Origin of the sequence: Mesobacillus sp., assembly GCF_047739415.1 — a bacterium.
GTDB lineage: Bacteria > Bacillota > Bacilli > Bacillales > Cytobacillaceae > Mesobacillus.
In genome coordinates, this window is sequence record NZ_JBIQOE010000168.1 from 1 (window position 1) to 17,713 (window position 17,713).

At 43.3% G+C, this 17,713-nt stretch carries 17 protein-coding genes and 3 tRNA genes; 19 read left to right on the plus strand and 1 reads right to left on the minus strand.

The features are described 5' to 3' along the window. Positions 1–198: 198 nt before the first annotated feature. From ACH0QE_RS13030 to ACH0QE_RS13045, 4 genes are all read left to right on the plus strand, one after another. A complete protein-coding gene (locus ACH0QE_RS13030; protein WP_102264747.1) occupies positions 199–960 on the plus strand; it encodes a ParA family protein in 762 nt (253 codons plus the stop codon). Continuing rightward, a complete protein-coding gene (locus ACH0QE_RS13035; RefSeq protein WP_415801067.1) occupies positions 953–1,801 on the plus strand; it encodes a ParB/RepB/Spo0J family partition protein in 849 nt (282 codons plus the stop codon). Before ACH0QE_RS13030 ends, ACH0QE_RS13035 begins: the two co-directional genes overlap by 8 nt. A gap of 243 nt (positions 1,802–2,044) precedes the next feature. Continuing rightward, positions 2,045–2,755, plus strand: a complete 711-nt coding sequence (locus ACH0QE_RS13040) for a DUF554 domain-containing protein (protein ID WP_415801068.1) — start codon at positions 2,045–2,047, stop codon at positions 2,753–2,755. Positions 2,756–2,769: 14 nt separating this feature from the next. Further along, on the plus strand, positions 2,770–2,952 hold the full coding sequence (locus ACH0QE_RS13045) for a hypothetical protein (RefSeq protein ID WP_415801069.1): 183 nt from the start codon (positions 2,770–2,772) through the stop codon (positions 2,950–2,952). A 38-nt stretch (positions 2,953–2,990) separates the two neighbouring features. Here ACH0QE_RS13045 and yyaC read toward each other — a convergent pair whose 3' ends face one another. Then, positions 2,991–3,623: a spore protease YyaC gene (yyaC, locus tag ACH0QE_RS13050; RefSeq protein ID WP_415801070.1), complete on the minus strand. Its 633-nt coding sequence runs from the start codon at positions 3,621–3,623 to the stop codon at positions 2,991–2,993. Positions 3,624–4,030: 407 nt separating this feature from the next. On the opposite strand from yyaC, the gene ACH0QE_RS13055 reads away from it, so the two are divergent. The 15 genes from ACH0QE_RS13055 to ACH0QE_RS13125 all read left to right on the plus strand — a co-directional run bounded on the left by ACH0QE_RS13055 (position 4,031) and on the right by ACH0QE_RS13125 (position 17,703). Next, a complete protein-coding gene (locus ACH0QE_RS13055) occupies positions 4,031–4,939 on the plus strand; it encodes a mechanosensitive ion channel family protein (RefSeq protein WP_415801071.1) in 909 nt (302 codons plus the stop codon). A 17-nt stretch (positions 4,940–4,956) separates the two neighbouring features. After that, on the plus strand, positions 4,957–5,151 hold the full coding sequence (locus tag ACH0QE_RS13060) for a DUF951 domain-containing protein (protein ID WP_415801072.1): 195 nt from the start codon (positions 4,957–4,959) through the stop codon (positions 5,149–5,151). An 85-nt stretch (positions 5,152–5,236) separates the two neighbouring features. Continuing rightward, positions 5,237–7,237 (plus strand): molybdopterin-dependent oxidoreductase, encoded by a 2,001-nt coding sequence (locus tag ACH0QE_RS13065; RefSeq protein WP_415801073.1) that lies wholly within the window; start codon positions 5,237–5,239, stop codon positions 7,235–7,237. Positions 7,238–7,619: 382 nt separating this feature from the next. Next, positions 7,620–8,720 carry a redox-regulated ATPase YchF gene (gene ychF / locus ACH0QE_RS13070; RefSeq protein WP_415801074.1) on the plus strand — a complete coding sequence of 367 codons (1,101 nt, stop codon included), beginning with the start codon at positions 7,620–7,622 and terminating at the stop codon, positions 8,718–8,720. A 243-nt stretch (positions 8,721–8,963) separates the two neighbouring features. Next, on the plus strand, positions 8,964–9,251 hold the full coding sequence (gene rpsF, locus ACH0QE_RS13075; RefSeq protein WP_415801075.1) for a 30S ribosomal protein S6: 288 nt from the start codon (positions 8,964–8,966) through the stop codon (positions 9,249–9,251). Positions 9,252–9,329: 78 nt separating this feature from the next. Next, entirely contained in the window at positions 9,330–9,827 is a 498-nt protein-coding gene (gene ssb / locus ACH0QE_RS13080) for a single-stranded DNA-binding protein (RefSeq protein WP_214735821.1), read from the plus strand. A gap of 50 nt (positions 9,828–9,877) precedes the next feature. Then, on the plus strand, positions 9,878–10,114 hold the full coding sequence (gene rpsR / locus ACH0QE_RS13085; RefSeq protein ID WP_031307629.1) for a 30S ribosomal protein S18: 237 nt from the start codon (positions 9,878–9,880) through the stop codon (positions 10,112–10,114). A 451-nt stretch (positions 10,115–10,565) separates the two neighbouring features. Further along, a complete protein-coding gene (locus tag ACH0QE_RS13090; protein WP_415801076.1) occupies positions 10,566–11,507 on the plus strand; it encodes a YybS family protein in 942 nt (313 codons plus the stop codon). Between the two features lie 30 nt (positions 11,508–11,537). Beyond that, a complete protein-coding gene (locus tag ACH0QE_RS13095; RefSeq protein WP_415801077.1) occupies positions 11,538–13,511 on the plus strand; it encodes a DHH family phosphoesterase in 1,974 nt (657 codons plus the stop codon). Further along, complete coding sequence (rplI, locus tag ACH0QE_RS13100) at positions 13,508–13,957, plus strand: 50S ribosomal protein L9 (RefSeq protein WP_102264735.1); 450 nt, start codon at positions 13,508–13,510, stop codon at positions 13,955–13,957. Before ACH0QE_RS13095 ends, rplI begins: the two co-directional genes overlap by 4 nt. A 119-nt stretch (positions 13,958–14,076) precedes the next feature. Beyond that, a complete protein-coding gene (dnaB, locus tag ACH0QE_RS13105) occupies positions 14,077–15,441 on the plus strand; it encodes a replicative DNA helicase (protein ID WP_415801078.1) in 1,365 nt (454 codons plus the stop codon). Positions 15,442–15,644: 203 nt separating this feature from the next. Beyond that, positions 15,645–16,934 (plus strand): adenylosuccinate synthase, encoded by a 1,290-nt coding sequence (locus ACH0QE_RS13110; RefSeq protein WP_415801079.1) that lies wholly within the window; start codon positions 15,645–15,647, stop codon positions 16,932–16,934. A gap of 344 nt (positions 16,935–17,278) precedes the next feature. Further along, positions 17,279–17,351, plus strand: a tRNA-Lys gene (locus ACH0QE_RS13115). Positions 17,352–17,392: 41 nt separating this feature from the next. Continuing rightward, positions 17,393–17,464, plus strand: a tRNA-Glu gene (locus ACH0QE_RS13120). 166 nt (positions 17,465–17,630) lie between these two features. Further along, positions 17,631–17,703: transfer RNA gene (locus ACH0QE_RS13125), tRNA-Phe, on the plus strand. The last annotated feature ends 10 nt before the right edge of the window (positions 17,704–17,713 follow it).

Sequence of the window (17,713 nt, forward strand, 5' to 3'; positions counted from 1 at the left end):
GACATGTTATATTACCGCATTATTTCTTTTTAATAAAAATTCTATCAACTGTCTAGATTCATGATAAAATAGAATACATGATTGCTTTTTTCGGCATCCCATTTTCTTTATGGATGACGGGGAAGGCCCTGATTTAATGCATTTTGTGCTTGATAAAGCTGAATATTCCATTTTACGGGTTTGAAAGAAGGTGACAATGTGGGAAAAATCATCGCGATTGCGAATCAAAAAGGTGGAGTCGGCAAGACGACTACATCTGTGAACCTCGGTGCGTGCCTTGCATACATAGGAAAAAAAGTGCTGCTTGTCGATACGGACCCTCAAGGAAACGCAACGAGTGGTGTTGGAATTGAAAAAGCGGATGTTGAGCAATGCATATATGATGTTCTTGTTGACGATGTTGAAGCCAAAAATGTAATTCATCCAACAGCGGTAGAGAATTTATATACAATTCCTGCGACTATCCAGCTTGCTGGAGCGGAAATCGAGCTTGTGCCCACGATCTCAAGGGAGGTTCGCCTGAAGCGGGCTCTCGAGGAAGTGAAGGATCGTTTTGATTATATAATCATAGACTGTCCACCGTCCCTTGGTTTATTGACACTGAATGCTTTAACGGCTTCAGATGCCGTCATTATTCCTGTCCAATGCGAGTATTATGCACTTGAAGGGCTAAGCCAGCTCTTGAATACTGTCCGCCTTGTACAGAAGCATTTGAACCAGGATCTAAAGATTGAAGGCGTACTACTGACCATGCTGGATGCACGTACGAATCTTGGTCTTCAAGTCATCGAAGAAGTGAAGAAGTACTTCCAGGATAAAGTTTACAAGACTGTCATTCCAAGGAATGTCCGGCTGAGTGAAGCTCCAAGCCATGGAGAGCCAATTATCATTTATGATCCAAAGTCCCGCGGGGCAGAGGTTTATTTAGATCTTGCAAAGGAAGTGGTTGCAAATGGCTAAAGGCTTAGGAAAAGGATTGAATGCATTCTTTAACATGGAAGCTGAACAAGAAGAGAAGGTCCAGGAAATAAGCATCAAAGAAATTAGGCCAAACCCTTATCAACCGAGAAAAGTTTTCCAGCCAGAAGCAATCGAGGAGTTGAAGCTTTCGATTCTGGAACATGGAATCCTTCAGCCAATTATCGTCAGGAAAACGATAAAAGGCTTTGAAATCGTAGTTGGGGAGAGGCGTTTCCGGGCAGCAAAAGAAGCTAAGCTGGAAACAGTGCCGGCAGTCGTCCGTGAGCTGAATGAACAGCAAATGATGGAGCTTGCTGTACTGGAAAATCTCCAGCGCGAAGACCTGAATCCGATCGAAGAGGGAATTGCGTATCAAACTTTGATCGAGAAGCTGAAGCTTACGCAGGAAGAGTTAGCGAAAAGGCTGGGAAAAAGCAGGCCGCATCTGGCCAACCATATCCGCTTGCTGTCGCTGCCTCCGAAAATCCAGCAACTTATTTCAGATGGCAAGATTTCCATGGGTCATGGGCGCGCGCTTCTAGGATTAAGGAAGAAAGACAAGCTTCCAATCCTGGTCGATAAAATTCTTAAAGATGGAATGAATGTCCGCCAGCTTGAACAGCTGATCCAGCAACTGAATGAAGTTGTTCCACGTGAAACAAAAAAAGAGAAAGTAACAAAAGATGTTTTCATTCGAGAGCGTGAAACAACGCTTCGTGAACGTTTCGGAACCACTGTTAACATCAAACAATCCAAAAATAAAGGGAAAATTGAAATAGAGTTTTTCTCGAAAGATGATTTAGAACGGATTTTGGAACTTTTAGATCAACAAAACTCCTAAGCTATCAATTTGATGGCTTCTTTTTTTACTAGGCTCTTTTCGTAAACTTTACTCTCAACCAAAAGTAAAACCGGCACCTGGGTTTTTACGAGTATAAAAGCAATCCTAATTAAGAAGTCTCCTCGAAAAGAGCCCCGACATCTTTTTTAGCTCGAATACTAGAACATGTACGAAGTAACAAAAAATGTGAAAACAGGCATTACATATCCGTATTCATACAAAATCTGAAGATAGGTGAACGATATGTTTTTACTTGGCACCATTGTTAATGGGCTATTGATTATCATAGGGACCTTGCTGGGCAGGCTATTGACGAGAATCCCTGAAAATATGAAAGCCACAGTCATGCATGGTATCGGGCTGGCGGTAATGGTTCTGGGACTGCAAATGGGCTTTAAAAGTGCCAATTTCCTGATTGTTATTTTGAGTCTTGTGATTGGTGCAGTCCTCGGTGAAGCCTGGAAGCTGGAAGATAGACTGAATGCAGTCGGGGACTGGCTTGAAAGAAAGCTTGGTTCGAAAGGGGAAGGCAGTATTTCACAAGGATTCGTGACTGCGACATTGATTTTTGTCATTGGCGCCATGGCCATTATCGGTGCACTGGACAGCGGAATCCGCGGTGACCATGACGTATTATATACAAAAGCAATCATTGACGGCTTCACGGCATTAATTCTGACTACCACACTAGGCATTGGTGTTCTCTTTTCGGCGATTCCTGTGATGCTTTACCAGGGGACAATCGCGTTGTTTGCGACTCAAATAGATAAGTTTATACCGCAGGCATTGATGGACAGCTTCATCCTTGAGCTGACTGCAACCGGCGGTGTCATGATTTTTGCCATTGGCTTGAATCTGATTGGATTGACAAAAATCAGGGTTGCAAACCTGCTGCCAGGTATTCTTGTAACTGGTGTTCTTGTCACTGTCTCACATTATATGATTGGGATATAGGCGGTGATTTCATAGTGAAAGAGTTTTTCTCCAGTCTATTATTTATACTCAGCATTTTGATTTTTGCGATAACTGCTTACTTGCTTTATTGGACGATTGTGATGCCAGGGTGGTTCGTTGTTCCTTTTCTCATTTCGTTAATAATCGGCCTTGTCACACTCTATGTTTCAAAAAAGATTGGCGTGCGGAAAGAATAAAAAAATGCCTGGATACCTTCCAGGCATTTTTAGACTCGTTATTCAGCAACTGTAGGCTGCTCAGCTTCAAGATCCCAATTCAATTTTGGCCAATCCTGTTTCTTCGGTAGTTGCTGACTGCTCTCGAAAATACCGTTTGCGATCGTTTTTGCCATTTTTAAAACGAGGTTCAATCTTGTATTTTGCAATACAAAGAATTCCATGAACCCGCTGACATTGACGATGCCGGTAATGTGCATGTTTCCGACTTCAGGCAGTTCCTTATTCACTCCGGCACCAGGCTTGACGGGCCCATTGCCTACCTGGATGGAACCAACGCTTTTTAAGCGGCCAAGGCAAGCGTCTATGCCGATTATAAAAGGATTGAAGTGTATTTGCTTGATTTCGGCCAGTTTCGCATCCATATTTACAGCGTGGATTGGATCATCGAGTGTCCCATATACATGGTATGGCGCAATTTCCTTTTCCTGCAGCAGCGTTCCGATTAGCGGACCCAATGAATCCCCGGTAGAGCGGTCGGTTCCAATACAGACAAAAACAATTGGGCGTGTGCTGAAATTAGGCAAATGGTCCAGGATTTCAGAAGCCAGCTTTTCGGCAGCCAGATCATCTTCATGGTTAATTTTTGCCACATTGTTTTTCCGCTCGAAAAAATGGTTTTTGAGATTCATTGGATCAACTCCTTAAAAATTCGTACTATCAGTATACGGACTTTTTTTGTAATCTATACATACCTGTAAACAGAAAGATTTAAACAGGGTCTTTTGGAGTAGTGAATCTTTTATAGAGGAATAATGACTTATTTTTTATAATAAGACTTTAAATGGTTTGGACTCTATCGGAAAACAATAATATTATATTAGAATAATATTATATTGAGTTGAAATGAAAGAATGCTTTTGAGTTGTAAATATTTCGTTATGCCATCAACTTACAGAAACAGTCTTCTTTAACTACATTATAAAACTTGATAAAATGATTGTGTTTGTATGAAACTTACTAGTTTGTTACATAACGTTTAATAAAGAGGCTCTGTTATAGTTTAATGTTAGCATGAATTTTGCAGGCGGGTGAGAATATGAGTAAAACAGAAGAAAGTCTGACCAAGACACAAGCATTTTTTAATAAAATGAGTCAAAAGCTGATGGATGAAGATCTCTGGTTTGCGATTGGGGAAAGTGTTTTAAAGATCATTGCGATCCTCGTTATCACAGGCTTGTTCATCCGAATCGGAAAGATTGCAATCCGCAATTTCTTCAAGGTCAGGACGAGAGGGCCGCTACGGATTACGGAGCGGCGTGAAGCGACCTTGATGAAATTGCTTGAAAACGTGCTAACGTACGTTGTCTATTTTATTGCGATCATGTCCATTCTTGCGGCGATGGCAATCGATGTCAAAGCAATGCTTGCCGGCGCTGGGATTGTGGGTTTGGCAGTCGGCTTTGGGGCGCAAAGTCTTGTGAAGGATATCATTACCGGTTTCTTCATTATTTTTGAAGATCAGTTCTCTGTAGGCGATTATGTACGAATTGGACAATTTGAGGGAACTGTGGAGGAAATTGGGCTGCGGACGACGAAGATTAAAAGCTTTACAGGGGAAATCAATATCCTCCCTAACGGCAGCATCGTAGAAGTCACCAACTTCTCTCTTTACAACAGTGTGGCGGTCCTTGATATCGGGATTGCTTATGAAGGCGATATTGAATACGCTGAAAAAGTACTGCAAGAGTACCTTGATACAACAACTGAAAAGTATCCAGAATTGGTTAAGACACCTGAGCTTTTAGGCGTCCAGCAATTTGGCGCTTCAGAGGTGGTAATGCGAATCGTTGCCGAAACATTGCCGATGAAACATTGGTATATCGGCAGACAGCTTCGCAAGGACATCAAGCTTCTCCTGGACCAGCACGGAATTGAAATTCCATTCCCAAGAATGGTCATGTACTCTCGCCAGGAAGGCGGAGAGCAGAAAGAATTCGGTAAATAAACAAGGAGGTTTTAAAATTGGACCACGAGTTTCAACTAAATGATGTTGTTGAAATGAAAAAACCACATCCTTGCGGCATCAACAAGTGGAAAATTATCCGTCTTGGCATGGATATCCGAATCAAATGTGAAGGCTGCCAGCACAGTGTCTTGATTCCAAGAAAAGAGTTCACAAGAAAAGTAAAGAAAGTTTTATCGAAGCAGGAAGATTAATCCTGCTTCTTTTTTTATCGTTATTGTATTATCCTTATTATTAAAATTAATGAACGATATAGAAAATTAGTGGGGAGATGAGGAAATGGCAACAGTACATCATTCAGCATGTCCGCTGAATTGCTGGGACAGCTGCGGATTCCTTGTTACCGTCGAGGATGGGAAGGTAACAAAGGTTGAAGGCAATCCCGAGCATCCAATCACACAGGGGAAAATTTGCGGCCGCGGCAGGATGCTTGAGAACAGAGCAAATTCAAAAGATCGATTACTTTTTCCGTTAAAAAAAATCGAGGGCAGTTTCCAGCAGATTTCATGGGAGCAGGCGTTGGATGAGATTGCGGAAAAACTGGATCATTATAAAGAAAGCTTTGGCACCACTTCGGTTTTGCATAGCCATGATTACGCCAACAGTGGTTTACTTTCCAATCTCGACAGCCGCTTTTTCAATCTATACGGCGGTGTGACAGAACTGACCGGTTCAATTTGCTGGGGAGCCGGGATTGAAGCGCAAAATTGGGATTTTGGCGATGCCTACAGCCATTCCCCAGCGGATTTGGCGAATAGTAAGCATGTCGTCATCTGGGGCAGGAATATTGCACGTACGAATATGCATCTATTTCAAAACCTGCAGTCTGTGAAAAAGAATGGCACAAAGATTTATGTGATTGATCCTATTTTTAATGCAACAGCTAAGCTGGCCAATGAATACATTTCCATCAAGCCTGGTTTTGACGGACTTTTGGCAGCTGGGATAATGAAGGAACTGCTAAGGATGAAATTACATGATGAGGAGTTTTTGGCAGCTTATACAGTTGGCTTCCGTGATTTAAAGGCATTGCTGGATAGCGTAACAATGGACTATATCAGTGAAGTGACCGAAGTGCCGATTGAGATTATCACTCATCTTGCAGAAGTATATGCTGACCGGCCAGTATCAACGATCATGGGCCTTGGGATGCAGCGTTATGAAAATGGCGGGAATACGATCAGGCTGCTGGATGCGCTGGTGGCTGTCAGCGGCAATATCGGCATTCCTGGCGGCGGAGCCAACTATGCGAACAAGCAGGTAGGGCAGAGCTTCGACTACCAGAATATGTCCATGGCTGAGCGGAAAAGTTCTTCACGCACATTTACAATGATGAGGCAGGCAGAGGGGATCCTGTCGGCTGTTGATCCTGAGATAAAAATGGGAATTGTTACGTGCGGGAATCCGCTGACACAGGTACCAGATACGAATAGAGTACGAGAGGCGTTTGAGTCGCTAGAAACAATGGTAGTCATCGACCAGTACATGACGGATACAGCAGAGCTTGCGGATTATGTTTTGCCAGCTGCCACGGCATTTGAGGTAGAAGATGTTTACTATTCATCGATGTACCACCATTATGTGAATCACGGTCCGAAGCTGGTAGAGCCACCCGGAGAAGCAAAACCGGATGCCTGGATTTGGGCGGAACTCGCTAAAAGATTAGGCTTTGGCGAGGAGTTTGATTTTACAAGAGAAGATTTCTTGGAAATGGGGCTCGCTTCATTGTTGAAGAAAGGCATTTCGCTCGAAAAAATTCGGGATGATAAATTTACTGAGTTGCCAGTGGATGAGGTTCCATGGGCAGATCGGAAGTTCAAGACACCAAGCGGCAAATATGAATTCACTTCATCTGCAGTCACTGACGGCCAGATCAAGCTGTCACTGCCGACTGAAACAAAATGGACCAATCCCGATCTGGCGGAAAAATACCCTTATACATTGTTAACGATCCACCCGCTGCGTTCCAACCATTCACAGCATTTCCACCTGTTCCAGCCAGAACCTTATGTGAAAGTAGAGATTGCTAGTAGCGTGGCTGCCGAAAAGGGGTTGAATGACCAGGACTATGTCCGTGTTTGGAATGATAGAGGCGAAATCCATGGGACAGTTTCGATCCTCAAGGCTGCCCATCCGGGAACGGTTAATATTGATGAGGGATTGAGCGCCCGTTTCGGTGGATCCGTTAACCAGTTGACCTCAAGCAGGGAATCTGACAACGGACTCGGTAGCACACTTTACGATTGCCTGGTCAATATTGAAAAAACTGAAAAAGATTGATGACTGTACTGCCGCACTTTATTGAGAGTGCGGCGTTTCTTTTGAGGAGCAGGGATCAACACATTGGCGCCCTAAAATTCAGGAAAATCGAAAAAGAGGTCACCAAGATGGCATATTGGCGCCCTAAAATTCAAGAAAATCGAAAAAGAGGTCACCAATGAGGCATATTGGCGCCCTAAATTCCAAAAAAGTCTAAAAAGAGGTCACCAATGGGGCTTATTGCCGCCCTAAAATTCAGGAAGATCGAAAAAGAGGTCACCAAGAGGGGCAATTCTTATAAGCTTGTCTTTTCCCTTCGTAATCTCTATAATTGTGAGAGGAAAAAATCGTTTAGGTGATTCTTGCTTGAATAGATACATTTTTAAATAGAGGAGTGACATGGATGGCCTTAACAGCAGGTATTGTTGGACTTCCCAACGTTGGGAAATCTACATTGTTTAATGCGATCACACAGGCTGGTGCTGAATCAGCCAACTACCCGTTCTGTACGATTGACCCGAATGTCGGAATCGTTGAGGTTCCTGATCATCGTTTAACTAAATTGACTGAGCTAGTACAGCCGAAAAAGACTGTACCGACAGCTTTCGAATTCACTGATATCGCCGGAATCGTAAAAGGGGCGAGCAAAGGTGAAGGACTCGGAAACAAATTCCTTTCACATATTCGCCAGGTAGATGCGATTTGCCAGGTAGTCCGCTGTTTTGCAGATGACAATATCACTCACGTTGCAGGTAAAGTAGATCCAATTTCCGATATCGAGGTTATTAACCTAGAATTGATTCTTGCTGACATGGAGTCGGTTGAAAAAAGAATTGGCCGCGTCGAGAAATTGGCCAAGCAAAAAGATAAGGAAGCTTCTATTGAGTTTCCAATCCTGGCTCGCCTGCGCGATGCATTTGAAGCTGAACAACCAGCTCGTGCGGTCGAATTCACTGAAGAAGAAATGAAAATCGTTAAACAACTTCATTTGCTTACAATCAAACCGATGCTTTATGTTGCTAACGTAGGTGAAGAAGATGTCGCTGATCCAAGCGGAAATGAGTATGTACAGAAAGTCCGCGAGTTTGCACAAAAAGATAATGCAGAAGTAATCGTCATCAGTGCAAAAATCGAGGAAGAAATCGCTGAGCTTGAAGGCGAAGAAAAGGAAATGTTCCTAGAGGAACTAGGCATTGAAGAATCAGGTTTGGACCAGTTGATTCGTGCGGCTTACAGTCTGCTTGGACTGGCAACATACTTTACAGCTGGCGTCCAGGAAGTTCGTGCATGGACATTCCGTCATGGCATGAAAGCACCTCAGTGTGCAGGTGTCATTCACTCTGATTTCGAGCGTGGATTCATTCGTGCAGAAACAGTCCACTACGATGACCTTCTTGCAGCAGGATCCATGGCAGCAGCCAAGGAAGCTGGAAAAGTACGCCTTGAAGGAAAAGAATATGAAGTAAAAGACGGAGACATCATCCACTTCCGTTTTAATGTATAATCCATTTCCGCCCTGCTAATGCAGGGTGGAGTTTTTATTTTTAGATAAAAAACTTGGACAAAAACACGAACATATGTTAGTATTTCATCAAAGGAATTAATAGCCCAGAATATGAAAAGTAGAATTGCTATACATAGCGTTGCCTTTGAATATATTCTGTGATATAATTTCATCTTGTGAGTAATTAATCAATTACTCCTTGCCCTGTAATGGGGCCGTTTAGACCAAAAGGAGGTGACAGTGATGAGAAAGTACGAAATTATGTACATCATCCGCCCAAACATTGAAGAGGAAGCTAAAAAGGCTCTTACTGAGCGTTTCAGCTCAATCCTTACAGAAAACGGTGCGGAAGTTGCAGAAGCTAAGGAATGGGGAAAACGCCGCCTGGCTTATGAAATCAATGATTTCCGTGATGGCTACTACCAGCTTGTTAAGGTAAACGCTACTCCGGCAGCAGTTGAGGAATTCTCTCGTCTTGCTAAGATCAACGAAGATATCCTTCGCCACATCGTAATTAAAGAAGAAGAATAATAAATGATATAAATATAAACTTTCAGCGGAAAATGTTTCACATGGAACATTCTTGCTGGGGGGAAGGAGTTGATTCTGATGATGAATCGTGTCATTCTTGTCGGTCGTTTGACCAAGGATCCTGAATTACGTTTTACACCGAATGGAGTTGCGGTGGCTACTTTTACTCTTGCGGTAAATCGTTCATTTACCAACCAGCAGGGGGAAAGAGAAGCTGACTTCATCAACTGTGTGGTATGGCGACGTCCAGCCGAAAACGTTGCTAACTTCTTGAAGAAGGGCAGCCTTGCAGGTGTTGATGGACGCGTTCAAACTCGCAGCTATGAGGGACAAGATGGTAAACGTGTATACGTTACAGAAGTTCTTGCTGAGAGTGTTCAGTTCCTTGAGCCAAAAGGTCAAGGTCAAACTTCAGACAGAGGGGATAACAACTACTCCCGTCAAAATGATCAAGGTTCCCCATTCGGGAATCAGAATCAGAATCAACGCCAGAACCAAGGTTATACAAAAGTAGATGAAGATCCATTTGCAGGTGGCGGCCAGATCGACATTTCAGATGATGATCTTCCATTCTAATATAACTCGGACTTGAAATATAATACACAAGGAGGGAAATGAACATGGCAATGGGTGGACGCAGAGGCGGACGTGCAAAACGCCGTAAGGTTTGCTACTTCACAGCAAACGGAATCACTAAGATCGATTACAAAGACACAGATCTTTTGAAAAAATTCATCTCTGAGCGCGGTAAGATTTTACCACGCCGTGTAACTGGAACAAGCGCTAAGTATCAGCGTAAGTTGACAGTTGCAATCAAACGTTCTCGTCAAATGGCATTACTGCCATACGTTTCAGGCGAATAATGATCGGATTTTAAAAGGCAGCGGGGCATCCCGCTGCCTTTTATATTAGGTATATGACACTTCGTTTGCTTGTCTGATTCATACAAGATAAAATAGTTCTTATCGGTTATTTTATAAAAGGAATTATTAAGCTTACATACTACAATGTCTAACTCAGACTATGTTAGTTACTGACCAAGGCGCATACGCATTTCAATGTCTAGCTTCAGCGCCTAGCCCCTCGAGTCGTTTCGGTCCGCCCAATGAAGTCAAAGAACGACTTCACCGGTCGGCCCTCCAACGCTTGTCGGGTCTGACCAAGGCGCTTACGCATTTCAATGTCTAGCTTCAGCGCCTAGCCCCTCGAGTCGTTTCGGTCCGCCCAATGAAGTCAAAGAACGACTTCACCGGTCGGCCCTCCAACGCTTGTCGGGTCTGACCAAGGCGCATACGCATTTCTGTGAGGTGGATTATGAAGAATACATACAAGCTGACGGAAGGAGCCATCCTGTTAGCGATTTTTGCGGTTTTATTGTTGATCACTTTTTATATACCTGGCCTGGGGTTAGTTGTGAACCTCTTTCTTTCTTTGCCATTTTTGTTTTTCGGTGCTAAGTATGACGGTAAAAGTACGGCTGTGTTTACGCTCGCAGCTGTATTATTATCGATGATTCTAGGGTCACTTCTGGCAATCCCGCTTGCATTGGCATATGGGACGACTGGAGCTGTGATGGGTTACATGGTCAGGAAAGGGAAAAGCAGGTTTACAGCATACATAGCAGGTTCCCTCGTGTTTCTTTTGAATTTAGTGGCACAATATGCATTGTCGGTCATTTTATTTAAAATTAATATTATCGAAGAACTGATGGAAGCTTTTCGTGTCTCTACCGACCAGGCGATTAAAATGCTGGAACAAATGGGGCAGACCCCTGATGAGATGCTCATCAAGCAATTTGAATCAATGATTGATATGATGGAAGTGCTTATGCCAAGCATGTTCGTCATGGCTTCATTTTTGATTGTGTTCTTGCTTCAGCTTGTCTCGTTCCCATTCTTGAAGCGATTTGGGATCAAGGTGCCGTACTGGCCTCCATTCAGGGAGTTGAATCTGCCTAAAAGCATTTTATGGTACTATCTTATCGCGATGATTGCAGCATTGATCATGCAGCCGGAAAAAGGGACTTACTGGTTCTGGGCGATTTCAAATCTTACATTCATCCTGCAGATGCTGATGGTTCTCCAAGGGCTATCATTAGTGTTCTATGTAACACATTTAAAACGGTATCCTAAAGCTGTTCCAATCATCGTCCTTATCCTGACCTTCCTCCTGCCATTTGTTCTTTATATTGTCAGGATATTAGGTATAATTGATTTAGGGTTTGACTTAAGAAAACGTCTTGGGGAGAAGAAGTAATCAGAAACTAACGCTTTAGGAGCTGAGCACATGCCTTCTTATTTAGAGAGGCGGCAAATACGTTATCCATTGTATGGATTGATGGCCGTAACACTGGTGCTAATTGGATTTCTGTCTTACTATAACTGGATTATAGGAGCGGCAGGGTTTATTCTCACTGGCCTGTTGATATATCTCATTTTTCAAGTTAACCATATAATTAGGCAGGAGACGGAAGAATACATTTCCACGCTGTCTTATCGGGTAAAAAAAGTCGGCGAAGAAGCATTGATGGAAATGCCTATTGGGATCATGCTGATCAATGACGACTATTATATTGAGTGGACGAATCCTTTCATTGCTGCTAGTTTCAATGAAGACTCTCTTGTTGGCAAATCGCTGTATGATGTAGCCGATGCGGTCATTCCATTGATTAAGCAAGAAGTGGAAACTGAAATCATTACTCTTCACGACCGGAAGTTCAGAGTCATTCACAAACCTGAGGAACGGCTGCTCTACTTTTTCGACGTGACCGAACAGGCAGAAATCGAAAAAATGTACCATGATGAGCGCACGGTCATTTCGATTATTTATCTTGATAACTATGAGGAACTGACTCAAGGAATGGATGATCAGACGAAAAGCAGCTTGAACAGTCTTGTTACTTCCATTTTAAATAAATGGGCTACCAATAATGGAGTATTCCTCAAAAGGGTTTCTTCAGAACGATTCATCGCTGTTTTTAGTGAACATATTCTCCGGTTGCTCGAAAAAGGGAAATTCACGATTCTCGATGAAGTAAGGGAAACAACATCGAAGCAGAATGTCCCATTAACTTTGAGCATTGGTGTCGGTACAGGGTATTCCTCGCTTCCTGAGCTCGGAACACAGGCCCAATCCAGTCTGGATTTGGCTTTGGGACGCGGCGGCGACCAAGTAGCGATCAAACAGCCTAATGGCAAAGTTAAGTTTTATGGCGGCAAGACGAATCCTGTTGAAAAGCGCACAAGGGTAAGGGCGCGAGTCATTTCTCATGCATTGAAGGAATTGGTTGTCGAAAGTGACAAGGTCTTGATCATGGGACACAAAAATCCGGATATGGACGCAATTGGTTCGGCAATCGGCATCCTGAAAGTAGCACAAATGAACAAGCGTGAAGGCTTTATTGTGTATAATAAAAATGAGATTGATACAGGTGTACAGCGCTTGATGGATGAGATTAAGGAAAACGAATCTCTTTACTCAAGATTCATTACACCAGAACAGGCGTATGAAATTGCTTCTGATGACACATTGCTTGTCGTTGTCGATACTCATAAACCTTCACTTGTCATCGATGAAAGACTATTGAACCGGATTGAGAACGTCATCGTGATTGATCACCATCGCCGGGGCGAGGAATTCATTAAGAACCCGCTGCTCGTCTACATGGAGCCTTATGCTTCATCGACGGCTGAGCTAGTAACTGAATTGCTAGAATATCAGCCGAAGAATGGGAAAATCCAGATGCTTGAGGCTACTGCTTTATTGGCAGGAATCATTGTCGACACGAAAAGCTTCACCTTAAGGACAGGGGCCCGTACTTTCGACGCTGCATCATACCTGCGAAGCCATGGTGCGGATACCGTTCTTGTCCAGAAGTTTTTAAAAGAAGATATTAATACTTATATCAAAAGAGCAAAAATTATAGAGAATGTTTATTTTTACCGTGATGGTATCGTCATTTCCAAAGGCGAGGACGATGTTTACTGTGACCAGGTACTGATTGCACAGGCAGCAGATACACTCCTGACGATGGACGGCGTGTCAGCATCATTCGTAATCTCCAAAAGATCAGAAGACACGGTAGGCATCAGTGCAAGATCACTTGGGGAAATCAATGTCCAGGTAGTCATGGAAAATCTCGAAGGTGGCGGACATTTAACCAATGCTGCAACGCAAATGTATGATATATCCACGGATGAGGCAGAAACACTTTTACAAAATGCGATAGAGGATTATTTAGAAGGGGGACAAAAAGAATGAAAGTAATCTTTTTGAAGGACGTTAAAGGAAAAGGCAAAAAAGGCGAAATCAAAAATGTGGCAGATGGCTACGCACACAATTTCCTGATCAAACAGGGTCTTGCAGTTGAAGCAAATCAAGCTGCTATGAGTTCCCTGAACGCACAACAGAAGAAAGAAGAGAAAGTGGCTCAGCAGGAGCTTGAAGATGCGAAAGCTTTGAAGGAAAAACTGGAAAAAGTTACAGTAGAATTATCTGCAAAATCAGGAGAAGATGGCCGTCTTTTTGGTTCAATCACAAGCAAGCAGATTGCTGATGAGCTGCAAAAAGCAAATGGTATCAAGCTTGATAAGAGAAAAATTGAGCTTCAGGACGCAATTCGCACACTTGGATACACAAAGGTTCCGGTAAAGCTACATAAAGATGTTCAGGCAACATTGAATGTTCATGTAAAAGAAGGAAAATAATTTACAGTTCCATAAAGCCGTAAACATGATAAACTAATATAGTTACAGAAATAGGTGATCGGTTCTGCTGATCACTTTTTTCGTTCAGAGAAAGAGTCAATTTGTAAGGGGGCAGGCAGATGAGTGAATTATTCGCGGATCGACTTCCGCCGCAAAACATGGAAGCGGAACAAGCCGTAATAGGCGCAATATTTTTAGAGCCATCAGCTTTAACTCTTGCTTCAGAAGTTTTAGTACCCGAAGACTTTTATCGTGTTGCACACCAGAAAATCTTCAACGTTATGCTTGATTTAAATGATAAAGGCAAAGCCATCGACCTGGTTACCGTCACTGAAGAATTGGCATCGTCCAAGCTGATTGAAGATGTTGGAGGCGTCAGTTATTTAAGTGAATTGGCGGCGTCCGTGCCGACGGCTGCTAATATAGAGTATTATGCTAGAATCGTAGAAGAAAAGTCATTGCTGAGAAGGCTGATCCGGACAGCATCAGGCATCGCCGAAGATGGCTATATGCGTGAGGATGAAGTCGAAGCATTACTTGCCGAAGCAGAAAAGAACATCATGGAGGTTGCCCAGCGCAAAGGCGGAGGAGCCTTCCATAATATAAAAGATGTCCTTGTCAGGACATACGATAATATTGAGGAAATGCATAACCGTCAAGGAGATATCACCGGCCTTGAGACTGGCTTTACTGAGCTGGACCGAATAACAGCTGGCTTTCAGCGAAACGATTTGATCATCGTTGGCGCCCGTCCTTCTGTTGGTAAAACAGCATTCGCCTTGAATATAGCCCAGAACGTTGCGAAAAAGACAGGAGAGAATGTCGCAATCTTTAGTTTGGAGATGGGTGCAGAACAGCTTGTCATGCGTGTCCTTTGTGCGGAAGGAAATATCGATGCCCAGAGGCTTCGTACAGGTTCCCTGACCGATGAGGACTGGGGCAAGTTGACGATGGCGATGGGAAGCTTGTCGAATACAGGAATCTTCATTGACGATACTCCGGGTGTCAAAATTACCGATATCAGGTCAAAATGCCGACGTTTAAAGCAGGAGCAGGGACTTGGCATGATCATGATCGATTACTTGCAGCTGATCCTTGGGAGTGGACGTGCCGGCGAAAACCGTCAGCAGGAAGTATCCGAGATATCCCGTTCCCTTAAGCAGTTAGCGCGTGAATTGCAGGTCCCTGTCATCGCACTGTCCCAGCTTTCCCGTGGAGTGGAACAGCGACAGGACAAGCGTCCGATGATGTCTGATATTCGTGAATCCGGTTCAATTGAGCAGGATGCCGATATCGTAGCCTTCCTTTACCGTGATGACTATTATGATAAGGAATCAGAAGACAAGAACATCATTGAGATCATCATTGCCAAGCAGCGTAACGGCCCGGTAGGAACCGTAAAGCTGGCATTCGTAAAAGAATACAATAAATTCGTCAACATTGAAAACAGGTATGACGAATCGTACGCTCCACCTGGGGCATAATGAGAATTGATCCTTATGGATTGATTCTCTTTTTTTGGCTCTTATTTTATTAGATCAATATAGGATGCAGGGTTTTACGAACGAAATAAATATAATATAAATTTAATGTTCGTGTTTAATTGACTTTATACTATTATTACTGGTAAACTTTATATGTTTGAAGCGGAAAAAAATAACCGTATACCTTTGGAGGTGCTTTTTATATGTCATCCGTAGTAGTAGTTGGAACACAATGGGGAGACGAAGGAAAAGGGAAGATTACTGACTTCCTTTCAGAAAATGCCGAAGTGATTGCCCGTTATCAGGGAGGGAACAACGCAGGACATACAATAAAGTTCAATGGTGAAACATATAAATTGCATTTGATTCCATCAGGAATTTTCTATAAAGATAAAATCAGCGTCATAGGTAACGGCATGGTTGTGGATCCAAAAGCCCTCGTGAAGGAACTCGCCTATCTTCACGATAAAAATGTTACGACAGACAACCTGCGAATCAGCAACCGCGCGCATGTCATCCTTCCGTATCACTTGAAACTTGATGAAGTGGAAGAAGCGAGCAAAGGTGCTAATAAAATAGGAACAACCAAGAAGGGAATCGGTCCTGCATACATGGACAAGGCTGCAAGAACAGGTATCCGGATTGCCGACCTTCTTGACAGGGAAGTCTTCGAGGAAAAGCTAACCCGCAATCTCGAGGAGAAGAACCGCCTGCTCGAGCGCATCTATGAAACTGAAGGATTTAAGCTAGAGGATATTTTAGACGAGTATTACGAGTATGGACAGCAAGTCAAAGATTATGTGGTCGACACATCCGTTGTTTTGAATGATGCTTTGGATGAAGGACGCCGTGTACTATTTGAAGGTGCACAGGGCGTCATGCTCGATATCGACCAGGGAACATATCCGTTTGTTACATCATCCAATCCAGTAGCTGGCGGAGTCACAATCGGCTCGGGAGTAGGGCCAACAAAAATTACTCATATCGTAGGAGTTTCAAAGGCTTATACGACTCGTGTCGGTGATGGACCATTCCCTACAGAGTTAGATAACGAAATCGGCTACCAGATCCGTGAAGTAGGACGCGAATACGGCACGACAACAGGTCGCCCACGCCGCGTCGGCTGGTTCGACAGCGTCGTTGTCCGCCATGCACGCCGTGTCAGCGGAATTACTGATTTATCGTTGAACTCTATCGATGTGTTAACGGGAATCGAAACGCTCAAAATTTGTGTGGCATACCGCTACAAAGGCGAACTAATCGAAGAATTCCCAGCCAGCTTAAAGACACTTGCTGAATGTGAGCCAGTTTACGAGGAGCTGCCAGGATGGACAGAAGATATCACAGGTGTGAAATCACTAGACCAACTGCCAGAAAACGCAAGACACTATCTTGAGCGCATCTCACAACTGACAGGCATCCCATTGTCAATTTTCTCAGTCGGACCGGACAGAACTCAGACAAATGTCGTCCGCAGCCCTTGGAGATCATAATAATTATTAAACAAGCCCCCGATGATTTGGATTGGGGGCTTGTTTTTTATAGAGTGAGTCCTAGCTGTTTCCAGTTCACGGAATTCGGCATGAATTCGCGGAATTAATGTGGTTTTTCGCGGGAATGCCAGTCTATTTCGAGGGAAAAGTCCTTAAAATCGCGGAATTAACCTTTTTTTAGCGAATTTCTATTTATAAAATTGAACAAATTTAAGGAAAGCAGAGGGAACTACGAAGAAAAACCTAAAAAAGCAAAAAAATATTAAAAAAATATATACAAACAATAAAATGCTATGGTAATATAAACAACGTTGTCACTAATTTGACAAAAAATGATAAGATACGAGCCATTAGCTCAGTCGGTAGAGCATCTGACTTTTAATCAGAGGGTCGAAGGTTCGAGTCCTTCATGGCTCACTATTCTTTCTTAAAAAATCCTTTTGTTTGGATAATTATATGGCCCCTTGGTCAAGCGGTTAAGACACCGCCCTTTCACGGCGGTAACACGGGTTCGAATCCCGTAGGGGTCACTTTATTACATATTTAAGAGTATTATCTTGGCTCAGTAGCTCAGACGGTAGAGCAGGTTGCTCACATCATCGACTTTGCTTCAGCGTCAACCTGCGAGAAAGACCGAGAGGTCATTCGAGCAAAGGACCTAAACCAATCGGAGTTTAGGGAACAACATATTATCGTGGCTCAGTAGCTCAGTCGGTAGAGCAAAGGACTGAAAATCCTTGTGTCGGCGGTTCGATTCCGTCCTGAGCCATTAAAAAAGG

What these genes read in the sequence shown, in the direction of transcription:
- rplI (WP_102264735.1), top strand. Translation starts at nt 13,508, where the DNA reads ATGAAAGTAATCTTTTTGAAGGACGTTAAAGGAAAAGGCAAAAAAGGC.
- rpsF (WP_415801075.1), top strand. Translation starts at nt 8,964, where the DNA reads ATGAGAAAGTACGAAATTATGTACATCATCCGCCCAAACATTGAAGAG.
- yyaC (WP_415801070.1), bottom strand. Translation starts at nt 3,623, where the DNA reads ATGAATCTCAAAAACCATTTTTTCGAGCGGAAAAACAATGTGGCAAAA.
- ACH0QE_RS13090 (WP_415801076.1), top strand. Translation starts at nt 10,566, where the DNA reads ATGAAGAATACATACAAGCTGACGGAAGGAGCCATCCTGTTAGCGATT.
- ACH0QE_RS13035 (WP_415801067.1), top strand. Translation starts at nt 953, where the DNA reads ATGGCTAAAGGCTTAGGAAAAGGATTGAATGCATTCTTTAACATGGAA.
- ACH0QE_RS13095 (WP_415801077.1), top strand. Translation starts at nt 11,538, where the DNA reads ATGCCTTCTTATTTAGAGAGGCGGCAAATACGTTATCCATTGTATGGA.
- dnaB (WP_415801078.1), top strand. Translation starts at nt 14,077, where the DNA reads ATGAGTGAATTATTCGCGGATCGACTTCCGCCGCAAAACATGGAAGCG.
- ssb (WP_214735821.1), top strand. Translation starts at nt 9,330, where the DNA reads ATGATGAATCGTGTCATTCTTGTCGGTCGTTTGACCAAGGATCCTGAA.
- rpsR (WP_031307629.1), top strand. Translation starts at nt 9,878, where the DNA reads ATGGGTGGACGCAGAGGCGGACGTGCAAAACGCCGTAAGGTTTGCTAC.
- ACH0QE_RS13065 (WP_415801073.1), top strand. Translation starts at nt 5,237, where the DNA reads ATGGCAACAGTACATCATTCAGCATGTCCGCTGAATTGCTGGGACAGC.
- ACH0QE_RS13110 (WP_415801079.1), top strand. Translation starts at nt 15,645, where the DNA reads ATGTCATCCGTAGTAGTAGTTGGAACACAATGGGGAGACGAAGGAAAA.
- ACH0QE_RS13055 (WP_415801071.1), top strand. Translation starts at nt 4,031, where the DNA reads ATGAGTAAAACAGAAGAAAGTCTGACCAAGACACAAGCATTTTTTAAT.
- ychF (WP_415801074.1), top strand. Translation starts at nt 7,620, where the DNA reads ATGGCCTTAACAGCAGGTATTGTTGGACTTCCCAACGTTGGGAAATCT.
- ACH0QE_RS13040 (WP_415801068.1), top strand. Translation starts at nt 2,045, where the DNA reads ATGTTTTTACTTGGCACCATTGTTAATGGGCTATTGATTATCATAGGG.